The sequence below is a fragment of the Pseudonocardia lacus genome (assembly GCF_018531445.1).
Classification (GTDB): Bacteria; Actinomycetota; Actinomycetes; order Mycobacteriales; family Pseudonocardiaceae; genus Pseudonocardia; species Pseudonocardia lacus.
The window spans coordinates 1-20643 of sequence record NZ_JAHDTH010000151.1; the positions used below are offsets into that span (position 1 = coordinate 1).

The following is a 20643-nucleotide window of genomic DNA, read 5'->3' on the forward strand; positions in this document are numbered from 1 at the left end:
GTTCGCCGTCGACCAGGTCGCGCAGCGCTACCGCGCGCTGGGCGCCGACCTCCTGCTCGGTGCGCGGCGCTGCGTCGCGCTGGCGCCCACCCCCGGCCAGACCGAGCACCTGGCCTGCGACGTCGAGACCGGTGCCGGCGCGCTCACGCTCGAGCTCGTCTCGTTCGACACCGTCGCGCGGCTGCGCGAGCAGCGCGCGGCGGCCATGCCCGCCGCCGCCGACTCGGTGCGCTCGGCGCGGGCCACCGGGCCCGGCGCGGCGTTCGTGATGGACGAGACGGCCGCCGGCGCCAGCCGCGTGTACTGGGACGTCGAGTCGCCGCGGCCGGTCAGCGCGACCGTCGCCGCCGACCGCCCGCTGGCCGAGCTGGTGGCCTTCCACGACGCCCGGCGCGCCGGCGCCGTGCAGCGGCCCGAGCAGCCGGGAGCGGCCTTCGCGGTGCCGGCCATGTGGCAGCTGGCCACGGCGGTGGTGCGCGACCCGGACGCCGTCGACTGCGCCGCGGTCGCTCCTTCGCCGGAGTACCCCGGCACCGTCGAGCAGGTCACCTGCCGCTTCCCGGACGGCATGGTCGCCGACTTCGGGCTGGCGGCCGATGCGGCGTCGTTCAACCGGCTGCGCGTCGCGCTGGCCTCACCGCCGGGGATCGTGCCCGGCTCGCAGTGGATCGGGGCCTGGGAGGGCCCGGACGTGGGGGACGCCGTCCCGGGCCAGCTGTCGTACTACACGCTGGCCGACGGCGGCGCGTCGCGGCTGTACTACGACCGGCGCGACTGGCTGAGCTTCGGGTTCCTGCGCGGCGAGGGGTTCACCACCGAACGGCTGTACCGGTTCTGGCAGGACACGTGACCGCGCGCCGGGCCGTACGGTGAGCCCATGCTGGTCGACCGGATGCGCCCGTTCACGTCGACGATCTTCGCCGAGATGTCCGCGCTGGCCCTGCGCACCGGCGCGATCAACCTCGGGCAGGGCTTCCCGGACACCGACGGCCCGCCGTCGCTGCTGGCCGACGCCGCGGCCAACATCCGCGCCGGGGTCAACCAGTACCCGCCCGGTCCGGGCATCCCGCAGCTGCGCACGGCCGTGGCCGAGCACCAGCGCCGCTTCTACGGCCTCGACGTCGACCCGGACGCCGTGCTGGTCACCACCGGGGCCACCGAGGCGATCGCGGCCGCGGTGCTGGCGTTCTGCGACCCGGGCGACGAGGTCGTCACCTTCGAGCCCTACTACGACTCCTACGCCGCCACCGTCGCGTTGGCCAGCGCGGTGCTGCGGCCGGTGAAGCTGCGCCCGCCGACGTTCGGCTTCGACCCCGACGAGCTGCGCGCCGCGTTCTCGGCGCGCACGAAGGTCGTGCTGGTCAACACCCCGCACAACCCGACGGGCACGGTCCTCACCCGCGAGCAGCTCACCCTGATCGGCGAGCTGGCCGCCGAGCACGGCGCCGTCGTCGTGACCGACGAGGTCTACGAGCACATGGTCTTCGACGGCCGCGAGCACGTGCCGATGGCCACCCTGCCCGGCATGGCCGAGCGCACCCTGACCATCTCCTCGGCCGGCAAGACGTTCTCGGTGACCGGCTGGAAGGTCGGCTGGGTGCACGGCCCGGCCGAGCTGGTGGCGGCGCTGCGGGCGGCCAAGCAGTTCCTCACCTACGTCAGCGGGGCCCCGTTCCAGCCGGCGATCGCCACCGCGCTCGCGCTGCCCGACGACTTCTACACCGCGCTGTCGGCCGACCTGCAGCGCAAGCGCGATCAGCTGTGCGCGGGGCTGGAGGCCGCGGGGCTGACGGTGTACCGCCCGTCGGGCACCTACTTCGTGATCACCGACGTGACCCCGCTGGGCTTCGCCGACGGCGCCGAGCTGGCCTGGAGCCTGCCCGAGCGCATCGGGGTGGCGGCGGTGCCGGTGTCGGTGTTCTGCGCCGACCCCGAGCTGGGCCGCACCCTGGTGCGGTTCGCGTTCTGCAAGCGCGACGAGGTGCTCGCCGAGGCGGCGTCCCGGCTGGCCCGGCTGGGCGCCGCCGTCGACGCGTGAGGGTCGTGCGGGCACGCGGCTGTCCGCCGTCCGGACCTCGCCGGGCGCGGGCCGCGGCCGATACCGTTCCCGGGTAGCTGAAGCGCCGGTGAAGCGGGGTGCGGCGTACTGCACCCGTCAGTCGTGCCGGGCCGGTGGCCCGGCACGTCGCGCCGGTGGCTCGGGGGGTAGTTCGGATGGCGAGCGGGATGGGGCGCGGCGGGGGCACCGGGCCGACGGACGGCGACGACGCGCTGGTCGGCGCCTTGCGGCAGGTGGTGGTGGGCTATGGGCCGCACGCCCCCGGCGATCCGGTCGCGCTGCGCTCCGCCCTGCGCCTCACCTGCCCCGACCTGCCGGTCGCGGAGGCGGCGCTGCTGGTCGCGGTGGCCCGCAGCGGCGTCGTCGAGGACGCGGGCGCGGTGGCCCGGCGGGGCGGGCGACCCGACCGCGAGGCGGCCGTGCGCGCCGTCCGGGGGAGCAGCGCCGACCTCCCCGTCGTCGACGTCCGGCGGGCACTGGTGGCCTTCGGGACGGTGCTGGGCCTGGACTGGGAGGTCCGCGACGTCGAACCCGACGCGCGGCCCGAACCGGGTGAGCCCGCGCCGGCCACCCCCGCCCGCGGCGTGGCGCACTCCGAGCCCACCGTCGACGTGCCCCGCGCGACGCTGGTCGAGATGCTCCGCCCGACGTCCGCCGGGTCGATCCCGGGGGAGCCCGGCCCGACGTCCGCCGGCCCGGGCGTCGAGCGGTCCTCGCCGACCGTGGAGCGACCGCGTCCCACCGCCGCGGAGCTCCGCCCGGCCGTGGGACGTCCGTCCCCGTCCGGCGGCGGTCGGATCTCCTGGGACGAGCGCACCCGGCCGACGCGCCGACCCGCTCCGGCGCCCGCGCCGACCCGGCGCCGCGGCCCCTGGATCGTGGCCGCCGTGCTGGTGGTCCTCGTCGTGGGCGCCGTCGCGGTGCTGGTGGCGGTCCTGCGCGGCGCCGACGACGCCCGGCCCGCCGCGGCGCCCGACCGCTTCGCCCCCGACCAGGTGGCGCTGCGCTACCGCGCCCTTGGCGCGGACCTGCTCGCGGGCGCGCTGCGGTGCGCCGACCTCGGCAGCGGGCCCGGCCTGGCCGAGGTGGTCACGTGCGACTTCGGGGGGTGGGCGCTCGTGCTCACCGAGTACGAGACCGCCGACGGCCTGCGCGACGTCCGGGACCTCCTGCTCAGCCCGCGACCGGAGTCCGCCCGGTCGGCCTCGCGGACGGCGCCCGGTGCGGCGTTCCTCATGGACCAGGACCGCGACGGCACCACCCGCGTCTACTGGGACGTCGAGTCCCCGCGCCCGGTGAGCGCCGTGGCCAGCACGACCGCGCTGACCATGGCCGAGCTCGTGGAGGCGTTCGACGATCGCGGCTTCACCGCCCTGCAGCGCCCGCCGCAGCCCGGGGCCCCCTTCGACTCGCCCGCCCTGTGGGAGTTCGCCTCGGGGCTGGTGACGAACGCCGGGGGCACGTGCACCCCGCGCCCGACGAAGGACGCCTACGCCACGGCCGCCGAGCAGGTCGACTGCGACTTCGCGGGCGGCGCCGAGGCCTCCTACGTCCTGTTCGCCGACCCGCAGGACCTGGCCGGCGAGCGGGCCGGCCACGTCTCGCCGCTCGAGACCGTGCCGAACACCCACCGGACGGGCTCGTACGGGTCCGACGCCGTGTTCGCCGACTACGTCCTGGCCGCCGACGGGGAGGCCTACGTGTACTACGACCGCGGCGACCTGGCCACGTTCGCCCTGGTGTGGCAGGACGGGCAGCCGCTGGAGCAGGTGCGCGCGTTCTGGGAGCAGAACCATGGCTGAGCCGGGCGCGACCCGCACCACGCGGACCGCCCCCGCCCGCGTGGTCGACCTGCTGGACGCGACGATCGAGCGGTACGGCCGCGACGTCGTCACCGACCCGCTGGCGCTGGCCGCGGCGCTGCGCGCGGCCACCGACCCCCCGCCCGACGAGGTCGTCGCGATCCTCGTCGCGGTGGCCGGGAGCGGGGCGGTCGAGAGGCTGCGCGCGGCGGTGGACCGCGACGTCGACCCGGCCGCCGCCGCGGCCGATGCGGTGGCCGACGGCGCGGAGGACGAGCGCTGGGGGGTGACGCTGGTGGGCGCGGCGCTGGGGCTGCTGCCCCGGCTCCTGGTCGACGATCTCGGCGCCCCGCCCGACGCGGCGGAAGGCGTGGGCGAAGCCGCTCCCGCCGCTCCCGCCGCCGAGCCCGCACCGACCCCGACCGGGCCTGACCGCCCGGCCCACCGCAGGCTGCTCGTCCCGGTCGCCGCGGCCGTGGCGGTGCTGCTGGTCGGCGGGATCGTCGGCTACGCCGCACTGGCACCGGCCGTACCGGCGGCCCCCGGGATCGCCGCGCCCACCACCGCGCCGTCGGTCGCCGCGCCGTCCGCCACGCCCGCTCCGCCCACCCCGGCGACGCCGACCGGGGCGCCCGTCCCGGCCGATCCGCGGGCGGCCTTCACCGATCCGGCCGTGCTCGCCCTGGCCGAGCCCTACCTCGTCCCCGGCACGACGTGCACCGCCGAGGAGCCGGACGTCAATGTGCGGGAGGTGGTGAACTGCTTCATCGGCGACCGCTACGGCATGGTCTTCACCCGCTACCTGTCCGCTGACTTCATGCGCCAGATCCGCGCGGGTTTCCTGGGCGGGTCCGGGCTGGCCCCGGGGGCCACCCGGTCGCTGCGCTGGAAGTTCGTCGACGGCAGGCCCGGCGTCAAGACGGGGATCCGGGCCGGCAGTTCCGAGCAGGGGGAGGGGGTGCGCATCCGGTCGGTCTCGGAGGACGGCCTGCCGCTCCTGTGGTTCGACCAGGACTCCACGGGCATCGCGGTGATGCTCAGCGGCGGCGAGGCGGTCGACCTGGACGGGCTGCGGGCGTTCTGGGCTGACCCGACCGGTTAGCCGGCCAGGTCAGCCGGCCGCTGCGGGGCGCCGGCCGGCCTCCGGCTCGGTGGCGTCGGCGATGGTGTCCAGCGAGAGCCCCAGCGCCCCCGCCAGCGCGGAGACGGTGAAGAACGTCGGGGTCGGGATGCGCCCGGTCTCGATCTTGCGCAGGGTCTCGGCGGAGACGCCGGCCACGCCGGCCACGTCGCCCAGGCTGCGCTCGGCCCTGGCCTCGCGCAGCAGCCGGCCCAGTCGCTCGCCGCGCTGGCGGTCGGCCGGGGTGAGGGGCTCGCGGACCATGCCCTGATAGTAATACCGGTATAGTAATACCCATGATCGAGTTGAAGTCCGCGGGCGAGATCGACGCGGTGGCCGCGGCGGGCACCGTGGTCGGTTCGGTGCTCACCGCGGTCGGCGAGCACGCGGCCCCCGGCGTCACCCTGCGGGAGCTGGACGCGCTGGCCGCCGACCTCATCGCCGCGACCGGCGCCCGCCCCAGCTTCCTGGACTACCACCCGCGCTTCGCCCCCGTGCCGTACCCGGGCGTGATCTGCGCCAGCGTCAACGACGCCGTCGTGCACGCCATCCCCGACGACTACGCCCTGCGCGACGGCGACCTGCTCAGCGTCGACCTCGCCGTCCACCTGGACGGCTGGTGCGCCGACGCGGCCTTCAGCGCGGTCGTCGGCCGGGCCGACCCGGCCGACCAGGCGTTGATCGACACCTGCGAGCGGGCGCTGTCGGCGGGGGTGGCCGCGGCCGTCCCGGGGGCGAAGATGGGCGACATCGCGCACGCCATCGGCGTCGTCGGCCGGGCCGGCGGCTACGGCCTGCTGGCCGACCACGGCGGGCACGGCGTCGGCCGGGAGATGCACGAGGACCCGCACGTGCCCAACGAGGGCAGGCCCGGCCGCGGGCTGCGGCTGCGCCCCGGGCTGGTGATCGCCATCGAGCCGATGCTGACCGCCGGCGGGCGCGACGGCTACTACCACGACCGCGACGGCTGGACGCTGCGCACGGTCGACGGGTCCCGCGCCGCGCACACCGAGCACACCATCGCGGTCACCGAGTCGGGCCCCCGGGTGCTCACCGCCGGCCGCCCCTCCGGGCACCTGGCGGTCGCGGCCGCCCAGACCGCCGTCGCCCTGCACTGATCGGCCGCGCACACCCGCCGGCCGCCGCGCACATTCCCTGCACTGTGCGCGGCGGCCACGGGCTGTGCGCGGCCCCACGGGGGTGTGCGCGGCGCTGCCGGGTGTGCGCAGGCGCGGGTCAGGTGCAGCGGGTCGGGCTGGTCGGCTCGGCGGCGTAGTCGCGCGGGGTGAACGGGTCCTCGGCGGCGAACGCGCGGGCGGCCAGCGGGCGCAGCGGCCTGCTCATCATGACCCGGTTGAGCAGGTGGCCCATCCGGATCGCCGGCGCCGACTTCGGGATCATCGCGCCGACCCCGCCCGGCATGAGCTTCTGGTTGCGCTCCACGTACTCGCGCATCGCGCTCTCGTAGGCCGCCAGGCCGGCCGGGTCGCCGCCCGCCGCGGCCAGCTCGCCGGCCAGGACGTAGGCCCCGACCAGCGCCAGGTTCGTGCCCTGCCCGCTGGCCGGCGACGGGCAGTACCCGGCGTCGCCGAGCAGCACGACCCGCCCGCCCACCCAGGTCGGCATCTTCACCTGGGTGTAGGCGTCGAAGTAGAAGTCCTCGGCGGTGTCCATCGCGGCCAGCAGCGCCGGGGTCTGCCAGCCCATTCCGGCGAAGCGCTCGTGCAGCAGGGCGCGCTGGGCGGTCGGGTCGCGCAGGACCGCCTCGTCGACGCCGTCGGCGCCCAGGACGTACATCGCCTTGACGCCGCCGTCGCGGTCCGGCCGGGTGCCGACCATCCGCCGGCCGGGGGCGTTGTGCACGACGAACCAGTCGTCGCGGTCGAGGCCGTCGGCGGTGGCCCGCTCCGCGGAGATGCTGTAGTGCGCGGTGTAGGCGCCCAGCGGGTGCGTGTGGTCGGCCTCCGGCCCGAAGACCAGCGCCCGGACGGCGGAGTGGCTGCCGTCGGCCCCGACGACCAGGTCGAACCGCTGCTCGCGGCCGCTGGCGAAGCGCACCCGCACGCCGTCGGCGTCCTGCTCCAGGGCCGTGATGTGGTCGCCGTAGCGGTACTCGACGCCGTCGCCGGTGGCCGCGACGAGGATCTCGGCGAGGTCGCCGCGCAGGATCTCGATCTCGGCGACGGCGCCGCGGCCGTCGAACGCCTCGGCCGGCATCTCGGCCCTGCGCCGCCCGCGCGCGTCGACCATCGCCATGCCGCGCTCGTGCAGCGCGCGCTCCCGCACGGCGTCGAGCAGGCCCATCCGCTCCACGACGTCCTTCGATGCGCCCCGCAGGTCGACCGCGTGCCCGCCGGGGCGGGGCGCGGCCGACCGCTCCACGACGGTCGGGACGAAGCCGAAGCGCCGCAGCCAGAAGGCCACCGCCGATCCGGCGATGCCCGCGCCGCTGACCAGAACCGTCTTCCCCGACATCGGGTCCCCCTCCGTACGCACCCTGTCCGGCTCGCTGCCGTACGACGTACAGTGGCCTGGCACGCCAAGGATTGCCAGCAAGAATGCTGATCTGCCCACTCGGTGTACTAGTACGACCGGGTCCGTGCAGCGCACCGGGGCGGGTGTACTAGTACGGAGGCCCGATGCCCGACGTCCCGCGCTACCGGCAGATCGCCGACGCCCTGCGCCACCTGATCTCCTCTGGCCAGCTGGCCGCGGGGGAGCTGGTCCCCTCGGCGCGGCGCATCGCCGCCGAGCACGGTGTCGCGCTGGCCACCGCGACCAGGGTGCTGGCCGACCTGCGCGACGACGGGCTCGTCCGGGCGGTGCCCGGGGTGGGCACCGTGGTGGTCGACCGCCCCGGCCGCGCCCCCCGCCCGGCCCGCCCCGCGGCACCGGCCCGCCCCGACCTCCGGGAGCTGCGCACCGAGCAGGTGGTGGCGGTCGCGACGGCGTTGGCCGACGAGGACGGCCTGGCCGGGCTGTCCATGCGCCGCATCGCCGCCGAGCTCGGCGTGGCCACCATGTCGCTGTACCCCAGGGTGCGCGGCAAGGAGGAGCTGCTGGTGCTGATGCTGGACGCGGTGTTCGCCGAGTTCCCGCCCCCGACGCCGCCGCCGGGGGCCGACTGGCGGGTCCGGGTCGAGCTGCTCGCCCGCGCCCAGTGGGCCGGCTACCAGCGCCACCCGTGGGCGCCCGGGCTGATGTCGATGAGTCGCCCGCAGAAGGTCCCGCACGGCATGGTGCACACGGAGGCCCTGCTGCGCGCGTTCGACGGCTTCGGCCTGGACCGGACGACGATGATGCACGCCGCCGTGACGGTGGCCGGCTACGTCCGCGGGTGCGCGGTCAACCTGGAGTCCGAGGTGCGCGCCGAGCAGGACACCGGCCTGACCGCCGACCAGTGGATGCGCGCCACCCAGCCCGCCTTCGACGCGGTGATCGCGGCGGGTGGCTTCCCGCTGCTGACCGCGATCGGCGAGGAGCCGGAGATCGCGATGGACCTGGACTCGCTGTTCGAGTTCGGGCTGGGGCGGCTGCTGGACGGGTTCGCGGTGTGGTTGGAGGGGCGGGGCCGGTCCGCGACGGGCCCGTGAGCCCCCGGCGGGCGCTCAGGTCGGTTCGCCGAACCAGCGCCGCAGCGCCCCCTCCAGCGCGTCCGGGTCGTCCCCGGCCCACGCCACGTGCCCGTCCGGCCGCACCAGCACCCCGCCCGCCGGGGCCTCCGGCGTGGCGGCGACGAGCACGTCCACCCGGTCCTCCCAGGCCGCCGCCACCTTCGCCCGCCCGCCGCCGAGGTCGAGCAGCAGCGGGCGCCCCGACCGCGCCACCTCGGCCACCCGCGTCGGCCCGGCCGCGGTGTCCAGGGGCAGGTCGGGCAGCCACCGGCCGGTGAGGTCGTGGTCCTCGGTCGACCCCATGTCGTAGCGGGTGTCGGCGCCGGACATGAGGTCGGAGACGTGCTGGACGTTCGCCGGGTTCGCCAGCAGCTCGTCCATGAGCTCGCGCAGCGCGGTGATGTGCGGGCCGGGGCCGATCAGCGCGGTCTGCGCCCGGCTGTGCATGAGCACCCGCTCACCGACCGGGTGCCGCTCGCGGTGGTAGCTGTCCAGCAGGTCGGCGGGGGCCCAGCCGCGGACCGCGGCGGCAAGCTTCCAGCCCAGGTTGACCACGTCGGTCATGCCGAGGTTGAGGCCGGGGCCGCCCATGCCGGAGTGCACGTGCGCGGCGTCGCCGGCGAGCAGCACCCGCCCGTGCCGGTAGCGCTCGGCCTGCCGCGAGTTGGAGACGGTGCTCGCCTGGGCGAACGCGCCGGTCGGCGGCGCGCCGAGCGGGACGGGGGCGCCGAGCACCCGTTCCACGGCGGCGGCCAGTTCGGGTAGTTCGATGTCATCGCGGGTCCAGTCGTCGGCCTTGGGGTCGCCCGATCCGCCGTACTCGAACGCGGCCACCGAGTAGAGGCCGGGCTGGAACATCCCGTAGGCGAACAGCCCGCGCTCGGTGCGCCGGAAGGTCCCCGACCGCAACCGTCCGAGTCCCGGCACGTCCAGCTCGCCGGTGCCGGGCACGGCGACCGGCGGGTCGATCGCGACGCGGCCGGTGCGCCCGACGAAGTCGGTCTCGGTGATGCCGGGGAAGCCGATGCCGCAGAGCTTGCGCACGGCGCTGCGCCCGCCGTCGGCGGCCACCACGTACCGCGCGGTGAGTGACAGCTCGCCGTCCGGGGTGCTCAGGTGCAGGGTCACGCGGTCGGCGTCCTGCTCCAGGCCGACGACCTCGTGCCCGCGGCGCACCGGGACGCCCAGCTCGGCGGCCCGCTCGGCGAGGACCTGCTCCATCCGCAGCTGCGGGACGGGCAGCGCGTACAGCGCGTTGCCGGTGAGCCCGGACATGTCGAGGTCGAGGGCGCCGAACTGGAAGTGCGGTATCGGCCGCGGCCGGTCGACGCCGCCGAGGGCGGTGAAGAGCCCGCGCCGGTCGAGGGCCTCCGACACCCGCCCGACCAGGCCGTTCGCCTTGGGGGTCGGGTTGGGGGCGGGCAGCTTGTCGAGCACGAGCGGGCGCACCCCGGCCAGCGTCAGCTCGCCGGCGGCGAGCAGGCCGTTGGGGCCCGCTCCCACCACGATCACGTCGTGGTCCACTGTGGACATACCTGGCACGTCGCGCCTCGATCTTCCTGCCGCACCCGTGCGGGCACGGCTAACAGGGCCCCGGTCGGGGCCGTGGTCGTGCGGGACCGGTCCGGCGCTCAGCCGGTGGTCGGAGTGGCCAGCCCGGTCGCGTAGCGGTCGAGCGCGGCCAGCACCAGCGGGCCGATCGGGCCGGCGTCGGCCGAGCGCATCCACTCCTCGCTCGCGATGCGGCTGGCCGCGGTCACCGCGGCGGCCACCAGCCGCGGGTACATCGGGTCCGGGTCGCCGGTCCGGTCGGCGACGGCGTCGGCGACCACCTGCTCGCCGTCCACCGCCGCCTTGGCGAACTCGGCGACGAGCGCCGGGTGCGCCGTCATCAGGCGGACACCGTCGACCCAGCCCTCGGGTGGCGGCTGCTCGTGGGGGTCGATCACGGAGAGCGTGGCGGCGCGCACCGCGTCCCACAGCGGCTCGTCGGCGGGGCGTTCGCGCAGCACGTCGGCGAGCCGCGCGAATCGGTCGGCGTGGCGGAAGGCGATGGCCTCCGCCTTGCTGGAGAAGTAGTTGTTGAACGTGCGCGGGGACACGCCGGCCGCCGCGGCGATGTCCTCCACCAGGACGCCGTCCCAGCCGCGCTCGACGGTCAGCCGCACGGCCGCCCAGCTGAGCGCCTCGCGGGTGGCCCGCTTCTTGCGCTCCCTGAGCCCGGACACACTCCCACGGTACCGAAATCTGCGCGTCTCGCAATAGTGCGCGCTCCGCAATATTTTTCGGCGAGTTGACCGGTTTTTCGTCGGAGGCAGGCGTCCAAGACCGGGGAAAATTCGGTGATTTCCGAACACGGGCGGGGCTACCGTGGTCGGCGTGAATCAACCGTCCGACGCCCTGTCCACCACTCCCGTCGAGCCGGCCACCCCGCCGCCCGCCCCCGACGCGCCGCTCGACAGGCGTTGGGTCGCCGTGGTCGCCGTGGCGGTGACCGTCCTCGCCTGGGCGTCGGCGTTCGTCGTCATCCGCGTGGCGGCGCAGGCCTACGGCCCCGGCCCGCTCACCGCGGGCCGGTTGCTGGTCGGGGTGCTGGCGCTCGGCGCGGGCGTGCTCGTCAGCCGCCGCTGGGTCGCCCCGACGCGCCGCGAGTGGGCGCTGCTCGTGCTGTGCGGGGTCGCCTGGTTCGGGATCTACAACGTGGCGCTGGCCTGGGCCGAGCAGACCGTCGACGCCGGCACCACGGCCATGCTGGTCAACATCGGCCCGATCCTCATCGCGCTGTTCGCCGGCCTGCTGCTCGGCGAGGGCTTCCCGCGCTGGCTGGTGATCGGCGCGCTGGTCGCGTTCGGCGGGGCCGTGCTGGTCGGAGCGGCCACCGCCGACGCGGAGAGCGCCGACCTGCTCGGCGTGCTGCTGTGCGTGCTCGCCGCGGTCACCTACGCCATCGGCGTGCTCGCCCAGAAGCCGGTGCTGCGCCGGCTGCCCGGCCTGCAGGTCACGTTCCTGGCCTGCGCGATCGGTGCGGTCTGCTGCCTGCCGTTCACCCCGCAGCTGGTGGCCGAGGTGGCCGCCGCGCCCGCCGCCGCCACGGCCGGCGTCGTCTACCTCGGCGCGGTGCCCACCGCGCTCGCGTTCAGCACCTGGGCCTACGCACTGGCCCGCATGGACGCCGGGCGGCTCGGCGTCACCACCTACGTCGTCCCGCCGATCACCATCGTCATGTCCGCGGTGCTGCTCGGCGAGCTCCCGCCGGTGCTGGCGGTGGTCGGCGGCGTGGTCTGCCTCGTCGGGGTGGGTCTGTCCCGGCGGCGGTGAGGCCTCGCACGGAGGGCCGAGCACGGCCCACCTCGGCTGCGTTTTCCACCTCCGCGGGCCGTACTTGGACACAGAACCCCGGCCGGCGCGCCGGTGTACTCGCTCCCACCAGCACGACGACCAACCAGGAGCCCACCAGTGCGCACGTCCACCACCATCCGCCGCCTCGCCACGACGCTGATCGCCACCGCGAGCCTCGTCGGGATCGGCGGCATGACCGCCGCGGCCGCCCACGCGGCACCGGGCGACAAGGAGCTCGTCTACCGCGGCAGCGTCGGCAACGGCCTCGTGCTGACCGCCTTCAACGCCGACGGGTCGGGAGTCTTCCTGCAGTCCGACACCAACAGCCCGCGGGGCCAGTGGCAGCAGGTCTCCACGGTCTCCTCCGGCGGCGGGCAGCCCGCCTTCCAGTACCGGCTGCGGGCCAGCGTCGACGCCGGCAAGCCGCTCTGCCTGACCGCGATCGACTCGGTCAACGTGGCGATGAAGCCCTGCGACCTCACCTCGGACCGGCAGAAGTGGTTCCACCCGACCGCGGTCTCCGGCCCGGGCGGCACCCTGCCGACGAAGAACGTCCACACCAAGTTCCACCTCGGGCAGAACGGGCCGCTCGGCAGCGTGACGCTGACCCAGTCCGTGCAGATCGGCCCGCACTTCTGGGCGAAGCGGACGGTCTAGACCCGGTAGTCGTCGTCCCGCACGTCGGTGATCAGCATGTGCCCCGGTGCGTGCGCGATCGCCAACGGCGGGCGCGACTCCACCACCGCCGCCTGCGGCGTCACCCCGCACGCCCAGAACACCGGCACGTCGCCGGGCTCCAGGCGCACCGGGTCGCCGTAGTCGGGGGAGTCGAGGTCGGCGATGCCCAGCTCCGCGGGGTCGCCGACGTGCACCGGGGCGCCGTGCACCGCGGGGTAGGCGGCGGTCACCCGCACCGCCGTCCGCACCAGCGCCCGCGGGACCGGCCGCATCGACACCACGAGCGGCCCGCCGACGCAGCCGGCCGGCCGGCAGCGCCGGTTCGTGCGGTACATCGGCACGTTGACGCCCTGCTCGACGTGGCGCACCGGCACGCCCGCCGCCACCAGCGCCCGCTCGAAGGTGAAGCTGCAGCCGATCAGGAACCCGACGAGGTCGTCGCGCCACCAGCCGGTGACGTCGCCGGTCTCCTCGACGAGCTCGCCCTCGACGTAGACCCGGTACAGCGGGATGTCGGTGCGGATGTCGCCGTCGAGCAGCGGGCCGTCGGTCGCCCCCGCGTCCAGCACGTCCAGCACCGGGCACGGCTTCGGGTTGCGCTGGGCGAACAGCAGGAAGTCCCAGGCCAGGGCGCGGGGGACGGCGATCAGGTTGGCCTGCGCCCAGCCGGGGCACCAGCCCGCGGTCGGGGTGACCAGGCCGCGGGCGAACCGGTCTCTGGCCTGCTCCGGGATCAGCTCGGTCACGGTCATCAGCGGTCCCTCCACGGTGGATCGACGAACCGGAAGCGCACGGCCTGCCCGGGGCGCACCTGCGCGGCCCGGTCGACGTCGGCGTCGACGACGACGGCGGCGACCGGGTACCCCCCGGTGAGGGGGTGGTCGGCCAGGAACACGACCGGCTCGCCGCCGGAGGGCACCTGGACCGCGCCGCGGACCATGCCCTCGCTGGGGATCTCCCCGCCGTCGGCCCAGTCGAGCCGGCCGCCCTCCAGGCGCATGCCGACCCGGTCGCTGCGGCTGGACGCCGTCCAGGCCGTCGAGGTGAGCACGGACAGGTCGGCGACGCGGTCGGCGCGCGGGCCGGGGATCGCGCGCAGCGTGACCGGTCCGCCCGGCGGCTCGGCCACCGGGGCGACATCGACCAGTGGCAGGTCGTCGGGTTCGGGGCCGACCGGCAGCACCTGCCCGGCCGCGAGCCGGGGCGGCCCGAGCTCGCCGAGCACGTCGGTGCTGCGCGAGCCGAGCACCGGCTCGACGGCGATGCCGCCGCGCACGGCCAGGTAGCTGCGCAGGCCGGTCGGCGGAACGCCGAGGCGCAGCACCTGGCCGGGGCGCAGGTCGACGAGGCAGTGGTGGCCGACCGGCGTGCCGTCGACGTCGGCGGGGGCGGCGGCGCCGGCCAGGGCGACCGTGTGCCGGGCGGTGGCCCGCACCGCGAGGCCGCCGAAGGTGACCTCGATGCCGGCGGCGCGCTCCGGGTTGGCGACGAGCCGGTTGGCCAGCCGCAGGGCGGCGCGGTCGGCGGCCCCGGAGCGCCCGACGCCGGTGGCCGCGAACCCCGGCCGGCCCAGGTCCTCGACCAGCGCCAGCGGCCCGACGGACAGCACCTCCACGGCGCGCCCGGTCACCTGACCTCCACGAACCGCACCCGACCCCCGGGCTGCAGCAGGGCCCCGTCCTCCATGCTCCACAGGGTCGCATCGGTGCGCCCGATCAGCTGCCAGCCACCGGGTGATGACCGTGGGTACACGCCGCTGAACTCGCCGGCCAACCCCACCGAGCCGGCCGGCACGGTCGTCCGCGGCTCGGCGCGGCGGGCCACGTCGAGCCGGGGGTCGCCGTCGACCAGGTAGGCGAAGCCGGGGGCGAACCCGCCGAACGCCACCCGCCACGGCCGCCCCGTGTGCGCCTCGACGACGCCGTCGCGGCCGAGGCCGGTCAGCTCGCCGACCTCGTCGAGGTCGGGGCCGTCGTAGTGCACCCCGATCTCCACGGTCTCCCCGTCGGGCGGCGCGGCCCCCGGCCCGACCCGCAGCTCCAGCACCGCCCGGCGGACCTCGGCCAGGTCGGTGCCCGGGACGACGGTGAGCAGCACCGTCCGCGCGGCCGGCACGACGTCCAGCACGCCCGCCGGGGTGTCCGCGCGCAGCGCGTCGGCCAGCGCGAGCACCTCGCCCAGGTCGTCGACGTCGACGAGCAGGGCCGCGTCGCCGCAGGGCAGCACCTTCACGCGGTGTCTCCGGAGGTGTCCCCGATGCCGTCCGCCACGAAGGAACGCAGCGGCACCCCGGCCGCCTCCAGCCGCTCGCGGACCGCGCGCGCCATGTCGACCGCTCCCGGCGAGTCGCCGTGCACGCAGGCCGACTCGGCGCGCACCGCGACCTCGCTGCCGTCCACCGCGACCACCGAGCCCGCGCCCACCATCCGCAGCACCCGCTCGGCGACCTCGTCGGCGTCGTGCAGCAGGGCGCCCGGCTCGCCGCGCGGCACCAGCGTGCCCTGCGGGGTGTAGCCGCGGTCGACGAAGAACTCCCGCACGGTCCGCAGCCCCGCCGCCTCGGCCACCCGCAGCAGCTCCGACCCCGGCAGCCCCAGCACGGGCAGCGAGTCGTCGTAATCACGGACGGCCTCCACGACGGCCCGCGCCTGCGCCGTGTGGTGCACCGCGGTGTTGTACAGCGCGCCGTGCGGCTTGACGTAGCGGACCGACGTGCCGGCGACCCGGCACATCCCGTCCAGCGCCCCGATCTGGTAGACGACGTCGGCGGCCAGCTCGGCCGGCGCCACGTCGATGAACCGCCGCCCGAAGCCGGCCAGGTCCCGGTACCCCACCTGCGCCCCGACCGCCACCCCCCGTACGGCGGCCGAGGCGCAGGTGCGCCGCAACGTCGACGGGTCGCCCGCGTGGAAGCCGCAGGCGACGTTCGCCGAGGTCACGAGTTCGAGCATCGACTCGTCGTCGCCGAGCACCCACCGGCCGAACGACTCGCCGAGATCGGAGTTCAGGTCCATCGCCACAGCGTCACAGAGCCGCCGGCCCCGGACAGCTCCGCGAACGGTCGACGTCCCACCCGCTCCCCATGCCGCTGCCTCCGAAGGTGACCTGGAACACTGCCGTCACCTACGGTACGACACGAGGCCGTTGGAGCAAAGGGCTTGTTGAACAATCCAACGAAAATGGCTCAGCCGGTGTTGCGCAGCCCCGCCGCGATCCCGTTCACCGTCAGCGACAGCGCCCGCCGCAGGTCCGGGTCCGGGTCGGTGGTGCCCCGCCGCCGGGCCAGCAGTTCGACCTGCAGGTGGTGCAACGGCTCCAGGTAGGACGCCCGCACCGCGAGCGTGTTGCGCAGCACCGGGTGGCGGGCCAGCAGCGTCGGGCTGCCGGTGAGGCGCAGGACCTCGCGCAGGGTGCTGGCGTGCTCGGCGGTGATGTCGTCGAAGATCGGGTGCAGGGCCGGGTCGACCAGCTCGCTGACGTAGAACCCGGCGATCCGCAGGTCGGTCTTGGCCAGGGTCATCTCCACGTTGCCCAGCAGGTTCGTGAAGAACGCCCAGCGGCGCATCTCGTCGAGCACGTCGCCGTAGCCGGCCTCCCTGGCCGCCAGCAGCCCGCTGCCCAGGCCGTACCAGCCGGGGACCACCATCCGGGTCTGGGTCCAGCCGAACACCCACGGGATCGCCCGCAGGTCATCGAGGGTGGGGGCGCCCTTGCCGGGGCGCCGCGACGGGCGGGAGCCGAAGTTCAGCTCGCCCAGCTCGTCGACCGGGGTGGCCGCGGCGAAGAACTCCGGCAGTCCCGGCCGCCCGACGAGCTCCAGGTAGGCGGCCCGGGCGGCGTCCGAGACGACCGTCATGGCCTCGTCCCAGCGGTCCAGGGTGGCGTCGTCCCAGCGCGACGACTGGTGCAGCAGCGTGGCCTCCAGCACCGCCGCCAGCATGATCTCCAGGTTGTCGTGGGCCAGCGCCGGCAGCGAGTACTTGTCCGAGATGACCTCGCCCTGCTCGGTGATCTTCATGGTGGCGTCGACCGAGCCGAACGGCGCCGACGCCACCGCCTCGGCGGCCGGCCCGCCCCCGCGCCCGACCGAGCCGCCGCGGCCGTGGAACAGCCGCAACCGCACGCCGTGCTTCGCCGCGACGTCGCGCAGCTGGCGCTGCGCGCGGTGGATCTCCCACTGCGAGGTGGTGATGCCGGCGCCCTTGTTCGAGTCGGAGTAGCCGAGCATGACCTCCTGCAGGTCGCCCCGGTTGCGCACCTGCCGGCGGTAGCCCGGCACCGACAGCAGCTCGTCGAGCAGCGGGCCGGCCTGGCCGAGCTCCTCGACCGTCTCGAACAGCGGCACCAGGTCGAGCGAGCTGCGCGGGTCGCGCTTCAGCTCCACCATGAACGCCTCGCGGGCCAGCACCGTGACGGCCAGCAGGTCGTCCACGCCCCGGCACATCGACACGATGTAGGTGCGGGCGACCTCGCGGCCGAACTCGTGCTGGACGTCGTGCAGCATGTCGAACGTCGCCAGGACGTCCGCGGCGCCGTCGGGCAGCCCGTAGTGGCGGCGGATGAGCGGGCGCCCGCTGTCCAGCTCGGCGGCCAGCAGCGCGGTGCGCTCCGCCCTGGTCAGCTCGGCGTAGGGCTTGTCCAGCTCGCCGAGGGCGTCGTAGACGGCGCCGAGCGCGTCGTGGTGGCGCTGGCTGTGCTCGCGCACGTCCAGCTCGGCCAGGTGCAGCCCGAGCGCGCGGGCGCTGCGCAGCGCCCTGGCCAGCGTGCCGTCGGCGATCCGGGCGCCGAGGTGGGCGCGCAGGGAGCGGTCGAGCACGGTCAGGTCGGCGAGGTAGCCGTGCGGGCCCAGGTAGTCGTGCCCGGGCACGTGCGCCGTGCGCTCGCGCAGCCGGGTGCGGGTGTTCGCGAGCCGGGCCCGCACGTAGGACAGCTTCAGCCGGTACGGCTCGTGCGCGTTGAGCCGGACGAACCGGTCGTGCACCTCGGGCAGGGCGCGGCGGTCGCGGGCCAGCGACGCGCGCAGCTCCTCCGACACCCCGACGACCCGCGTCGACAGCGACAGCTCGCCGACCAGCTCCTCGACCAGGTCCTCCTGGATCCGGATCGCCCGGTCCGAGTACAGCTCCAGCACCTCGCGGGTGACCGCCGGGGTGACGTTCGGGTTGCCGTCGCGGTCGCCGCCGACCCAGCAGCCCAGCACCAGCGGGCCGGTCCCGTCGGGCACGGCGAACCCGGCCGCGCGCACCTCGCGCTCGAACTCGCCCAGCAGGTCGGGCACGGCCCGGGTGCCCAGCTGCTCCATGTACCAGCCGATCGCCCTGGCCTCGTCGGCCACGGTCGGCTTGCCCGGGCGCAGCTCGTCGGTCTGCCAGAGCAGGTCGACCAGCGCGGCCAGCGACTCGTCGGGGACGCCGCGGTCGAGGGCGTCGGCGACCCGGCGCAGGATCGCCAGCACCGACTGGCGCGACGACTCGGTGGGGTGCGCGGTGAAGACCGGCCGCAGCTCGGTGCGGGCCAGCGCGTCGCGCACCTCGGCCGGGTCGGCGGTGGCGGCCAGGCGCTGCAGCAGCCGGTGCAACCGGCCGCGGCCCTCCGGGTGCGCCGCGGCCAGCTCGCGCGCCCGATGCCGCTGCTCGGCGATGTTGGCCAGCTGGAAGTACTGGGAGAACGCCCTGGTCAGCGACACCGCGGTGCCGGCGTCCAGGCCGCGGAGCAGGGCCGTGACGCCGGTGTCGTCGCCGGCCGCCACCGCCGCCCGCGACAGCCCGCGGACCTGCTCGACCAGCTCCAGCAGCTCGGGGCCGCCGTGGTGGGCCAGGGTCTGCCCGAGCATCGTGGAGAGCCGGCGGATGTCGGCGCGCAGGGCCTCGTGGGTGCGCTCGGAGACGACGCCGGCGTGCGCGGCGAGCGACTCCGGGGCCAGCAGCTCGGGGACGGCGTCGGTGCTGCGGTCCTGGATGGTCACGGGCGCCTCCCTTGCTGCAGGTGGAGCCGCCCGCACCGCTGGGAACGACTGGTCGTCAGATCGTCCCCTGAATCGTTCACGTACGCCAGGCATCCGGCGCGGGATCGCGCGGTCAGGGCGGGGTGGGTGCGGGGAGCGTGGTGAGGGCCGTCAGGGCCATGTGGGCGAGCAGCGCGGCGACGGCGTCGTCGCCCGGGCCGGCGTGCGGGGTGGAGTTCAGCAGGCCGAACGCGCCGTGCGCGGCGGTCCGGGCGGACTCGTCGGGCAGGCCCGGGTGGACGGCGCGCAGCGTGTCGACCCAGATCTCGACGTACGTGCGCTGCAGCTGGCGCACCCGACGGCGCTCCGGCGCCGGCAGGTTGGCCAGGTCGCGGTCCTGCACGACGATGAGCTCCGGCTCGCGGCGGGCGAAGTCGGCCTGGAACCGGACCAGCTCGGCGAGCACCTCGCGGGGGTCGGCCGACGCCGCCGCGATCGCCCGACCGCCGGCCAGCAGGTGCTCGCTTATGCCCACCAGCAGCTCGGTGAGCAGCGCCTCCTTGCCGGGGAAGTGCCGGTAGAGGGCCGGCCCGCTGATGCCCACCGCGGCCCCGAGGTCGGCGATGCTGACCCCGTGGAAGCCGCGCCGGGCGAACAGCTGCGCGGCGACGGTGAGGATCTGCTGGCGCCGGGTCGGGCCGGCGGCCCCGGCGGTGGCCATCGCCGCAGCGTAGCGCGCGGTTAATGGTTCGTAACGCGTCGACGGTCGCGCGGTATTCATGGCCGCGACGGATGTCGTTACGCTCTTGCCATGGTGGGGGCGCCCGGCGGGCTCGGTGCACGGATCGGCGCGCGCGTCGCGGCTACGCTCACCGCCGCCGTGGTCATGGCGGTCGTCCTGGTGCTCTCCGGCATCGGGCTGATCTTCCTCGTCGGCACCTCCCTGGAGGACCGGCTCGACGCCACGGCCCAGCAGGCGGTGTCGGAGACGCTGACGTTCGACGTGCTCATCGCGGTCCCGATCCTCATCGTGGTCGCCGGGCTGGTCTTCTACCTGTTCGCCGGCCAGCCGCTCGGCGCGGTGGAGGCGGTGCGGGCGCAGGCCGCCGCCGCGGCCGACCCGGAGCGCCCCCTGCCGGAGCCGACCGGTCAGGACGAGGTCGCCCGGCTCGCCGAGACGATGAACGCCCTGCTCGGCCGCCTGGAGGAGGCCCGCGGCGCGCAGCACCGCCTCGCCGCGGCCGGGCACGAGCTGCACGGCCCGCTCACCGCGCTGGGCAACGGGCTCGACCAGATCCAGCGCGGCCAGTTCGACCGGTCCGCGGTCGGCGCGCTGCGCGTCGAGCTCGACCGGCTCGGCATGGTCGTCGACGCGCTGCTGGCCGGGGCGGGCCCGCAGCCGCGCCGCGACGACGCCGGCCGCGGCATGGAGAACGTGACCGCGCCCGTCACGAGCACGGCCTCCGGCGGGATGCCGGCGGTGCGTCCGCGCAACGCCCCGCAGGCGCCGCAGGCCCCGCAGCCGGCGAAGCAGGGCGAGCAGGGCGAGGCCACCACGGTGATCACGCCGCTGCCCCGCGGCCCGCAGGACGCCCGCCCCGTCCGCGACGAGGACGCCAGGGAGGACCCGGTCACCGCGCCGCGCGGGATCCCGGTCGTGCGCCCGGGTGAGGGCACCGGCCCGCGCCAGCGGTTCCACCCGCAGGGCCCTCCGGGTGGCCCGACCACCGGCGTCATCAAGCCGATCGACCCCAACCAGCCGCCGCCCCCCGGCGCCGGCCAGCAAGGACCCCGCCCGCAGCAGGGCGGGCCGCGCGGCGGCGGTGCCGACCGGCGCGGCGGGCACGCCCCCACCGACCCGCGGGGCACCCCCAGCCGGGGCCAGTCCCACTGATCGCTCCCCGGGGCCGACCCCTGGTGCCCCCCGTTAACGGACGCTAACGTGGTTAACGACCGCTAACTGTACTGACCGGAGACGTTGGTCGAGATCATGTGACGACACGATCTAGCTGATCTTGATAGGCGAGGACCTCCCGGTGTGGTGTGGAGCTGTCTGACGGCACCCACACACAACCCCAGGAGGTCCT

Annotated in this window: 19 protein-coding genes; 9 read left to right on the top strand and 10 right to left on the bottom strand. The window is 75.7% G+C overall.

The window, feature by feature from the left end:
* The 4 genes from KIK08_RS26880 to KIK08_RS26895 all read left to right on the top strand — a co-directional run.
* The coding region (locus KIK08_RS26880; protein WP_214406050.1) for a hypothetical protein at nt 1–850 on the top strand (850 nt) is incomplete at its 5' end.
* Nucleotides 851–877: 27 nt separating this feature from the next.
* The gene (locus KIK08_RS26885) at nt 878–2038 is read left to right on the top strand and encodes a pyridoxal phosphate-dependent aminotransferase (RefSeq protein ID WP_214406051.1); all 1161 of its coding nucleotides are present in this window, start codon (nt 878–880) and stop codon (nt 2036–2038) included.
* Nucleotides 2039–2214: 176 nt separating this feature from the next.
* A complete protein-coding gene (locus tag KIK08_RS26890; RefSeq protein WP_214406052.1) occupies nt 2215–3861 on the top strand; it encodes a hypothetical protein in 1647 nt (548 codons plus the stop codon).
* A complete protein-coding gene (locus KIK08_RS26895; RefSeq protein ID WP_214406053.1) occupies nt 3854–4963 on the top strand; it encodes a hypothetical protein in 1110 nt (369 codons plus the stop codon). The genes KIK08_RS26890 and KIK08_RS26895 overlap by 8 nt, the downstream gene beginning before the upstream one ends.
* Nucleotides 4964–4972: 9 nt before the next feature.
* Here the strand turns inward: KIK08_RS26895 and KIK08_RS26900 are convergent, their stop codons facing one another.
* Nucleotides 4973–5245 (bottom strand): helix-turn-helix domain-containing protein, encoded by a 273-nt coding sequence (locus tag KIK08_RS26900; RefSeq protein WP_214406054.1) that lies wholly within the window; start codon nt 5243–5245, stop codon nt 4973–4975.
* Between the two features lie 32 nt (nt 5246–5277).
* Here KIK08_RS26900 and map point away from each other — a divergent pair, with 32 nt between their 5' ends.
* Nucleotides 5278–6099 (top strand): type I methionyl aminopeptidase, encoded by an 822-nt coding sequence (map, locus tag KIK08_RS26905; RefSeq protein ID WP_214406055.1) that lies wholly within the window; start codon nt 5278–5280, stop codon nt 6097–6099.
* 118 nt (nt 6100–6217) lie between these two features.
* Here the strand turns inward: map and KIK08_RS26910 are convergent, their stop codons facing one another.
* Nucleotides 6218–7456, bottom strand: coding sequence for an FAD-dependent monooxygenase (locus KIK08_RS26910; protein WP_214406056.1), 1239 nt, complete (start codon nt 7454–7456; stop codon nt 6218–6220).
* A gap of 164 nt (nt 7457–7620) precedes the next feature.
* Between KIK08_RS26910 and KIK08_RS26915 the strand changes: the two genes are divergently transcribed.
* Nucleotides 7621–8574: a TetR/AcrR family transcriptional regulator C-terminal domain-containing protein gene (locus KIK08_RS26915; RefSeq protein ID WP_214406057.1), complete on the top strand. Its 954-nt coding sequence runs from the start codon at nt 7621–7623 to the stop codon at nt 8572–8574.
* Between the two features lie 15 nt (nt 8575–8589).
* Here KIK08_RS26915 and KIK08_RS26920 read toward each other — a convergent pair whose 3' ends face one another.
* Entirely contained in the window at nt 8590–10128 is a 1539-nt protein-coding gene (locus tag KIK08_RS26920; RefSeq protein ID WP_214406058.1) for an FAD-dependent monooxygenase, read from the bottom strand.
* 98 nt (nt 10129–10226) lie between these two features.
* Nucleotides 10227–10823 carry a TetR/AcrR family transcriptional regulator gene (locus KIK08_RS26925; protein ID WP_214406059.1) on the bottom strand — a complete coding sequence of 199 codons (597 nt, stop codon included), beginning with the start codon at nt 10821–10823 and terminating at the stop codon, nt 10227–10229.
* 151 nt (nt 10824–10974) lie between these two features.
* On the opposite strand from KIK08_RS26925, the gene KIK08_RS26930 reads away from it, so the two are divergent.
* Nucleotides 10975–11913, top strand: coding sequence for a DMT family transporter (locus KIK08_RS26930; RefSeq protein WP_308257920.1), 939 nt, complete (start codon nt 10975–10977; stop codon nt 11911–11913).
* A 138-nt stretch (nt 11914–12051) separates the two neighbouring features.
* Nucleotides 12052–12591 (top strand): RICIN domain-containing protein, encoded by a 540-nt coding sequence (locus KIK08_RS26935; RefSeq protein WP_214406060.1) that lies wholly within the window; start codon nt 12052–12054, stop codon nt 12589–12591.
* On the opposite strand, the gene KIK08_RS26940 is transcribed toward KIK08_RS26935, so the two are convergent.
* The 6 genes from KIK08_RS26940 to KIK08_RS26965 form a co-directional block, all read right to left on the bottom strand.
* Nucleotides 12588–13349 carry a putative hydro-lyase gene (locus KIK08_RS26940; RefSeq protein ID WP_408004729.1) on the bottom strand — a complete coding sequence of 254 codons (762 nt, stop codon included), beginning with the start codon at nt 13347–13349 and terminating at the stop codon, nt 12588–12590. The genes KIK08_RS26935 and KIK08_RS26940 overlap by 4 nt on opposite strands.
* Nucleotides 13350–13363: 14 nt before the next feature.
* On the bottom strand, nt 13364–14242 hold the full coding sequence (locus KIK08_RS26945; protein WP_214406062.1) for a 5-oxoprolinase subunit C family protein: 879 nt from the start codon (nt 14240–14242) through the stop codon (nt 13364–13366).
* Nucleotides 14239–14844, bottom strand: a complete 606-nt coding sequence (locus KIK08_RS26950) for a 5-oxoprolinase subunit B family protein (RefSeq protein WP_214406063.1) — start codon at nt 14842–14844, stop codon at nt 14239–14241. Before KIK08_RS26950 ends, KIK08_RS26945 begins: the two co-directional genes overlap by 4 nt.
* The gene (locus KIK08_RS26955) at nt 14841–15626 is read right to left on the bottom strand and encodes a LamB/YcsF family protein (RefSeq protein ID WP_214406064.1); all 786 of its coding nucleotides are present in this window, start codon (nt 15624–15626) and stop codon (nt 14841–14843) included. Before KIK08_RS26955 ends, KIK08_RS26950 begins: the two co-directional genes overlap by 4 nt.
* Before the next feature lie 170 nt (nt 15627–15796).
* Entirely contained in the window at nt 15797–18577 is a 2781-nt protein-coding gene (ppc, locus tag KIK08_RS26960) for a phosphoenolpyruvate carboxylase (protein WP_308257921.1), read from the bottom strand.
* 112 nt (nt 18578–18689) lie between these two features.
* Entirely contained in the window at nt 18690–19277 is a 588-nt protein-coding gene (locus tag KIK08_RS26965) for an SACE_7040 family transcriptional regulator (protein WP_214406066.1), read from the bottom strand.
* A gap of 90 nt (nt 19278–19367) precedes the next feature.
* On the opposite strand from KIK08_RS26965, the gene KIK08_RS26970 reads away from it, so the two are divergent.
* Nucleotides 19368–20450 carry a HAMP domain-containing protein gene (locus tag KIK08_RS26970; RefSeq protein WP_214406067.1) on the top strand — a complete coding sequence of 361 codons (1083 nt, stop codon included), beginning with the start codon at nt 19368–19370 and terminating at the stop codon, nt 20448–20450.
* Nucleotides 20451–20643 lie beyond the last annotated feature (193 nt).

Excerpts from the sequence above, each read along its gene's own strand:
- KIK08_RS26895 (WP_214406053.1), top strand. The coding sequence starts at position 3,854 with ATGGCTGAGCCGGGCGCGACCCGCACCACGCGGACCGCCCCCGCCCGC.
- KIK08_RS26885 (WP_214406051.1), top strand. The coding sequence starts at position 878 with ATGCTGGTCGACCGGATGCGCCCGTTCACGTCGACGATCTTCGCCGAG.
- KIK08_RS26965 (WP_214406066.1), bottom strand. The coding sequence starts at position 19,277 with ATGGCCACCGCCGGGGCCGCCGGCCCGACCCGGCGCCAGCAGATCCTC.
- KIK08_RS26910 (WP_214406056.1), bottom strand. The coding sequence starts at position 7,456 with ATGTCGGGGAAGACGGTTCTGGTCAGCGGCGCGGGCATCGCCGGATCG.
- KIK08_RS26900 (WP_214406054.1), bottom strand. The coding sequence starts at position 5,245 with ATGGTCCGCGAGCCCCTCACCCCGGCCGACCGCCAGCGCGGCGAGCGA.
- KIK08_RS26955 (WP_214406064.1), bottom strand. The coding sequence starts at position 15,626 with ATGGACCTGAACTCCGATCTCGGCGAGTCGTTCGGCCGGTGGGTGCTC.
- KIK08_RS26970 (WP_214406067.1), top strand. The coding sequence starts at position 19,368 with ATGGTGGGGGCGCCCGGCGGGCTCGGTGCACGGATCGGCGCGCGCGTC.
- map (WP_214406055.1), top strand. The coding sequence starts at position 5,278 with ATGATCGAGTTGAAGTCCGCGGGCGAGATCGACGCGGTGGCCGCGGCG.
- KIK08_RS26890 (WP_214406052.1), top strand. The coding sequence starts at position 2,215 with ATGGCGAGCGGGATGGGGCGCGGCGGGGGCACCGGGCCGACGGACGGC.
- KIK08_RS26915 (WP_214406057.1), top strand. The coding sequence starts at position 7,621 with ATGCCCGACGTCCCGCGCTACCGGCAGATCGCCGACGCCCTGCGCCAC.
- KIK08_RS26920 (WP_214406058.1), bottom strand. The coding sequence starts at position 10,128 with ATGTCCACAGTGGACCACGACGTGATCGTGGTGGGAGCGGGCCCCAAC.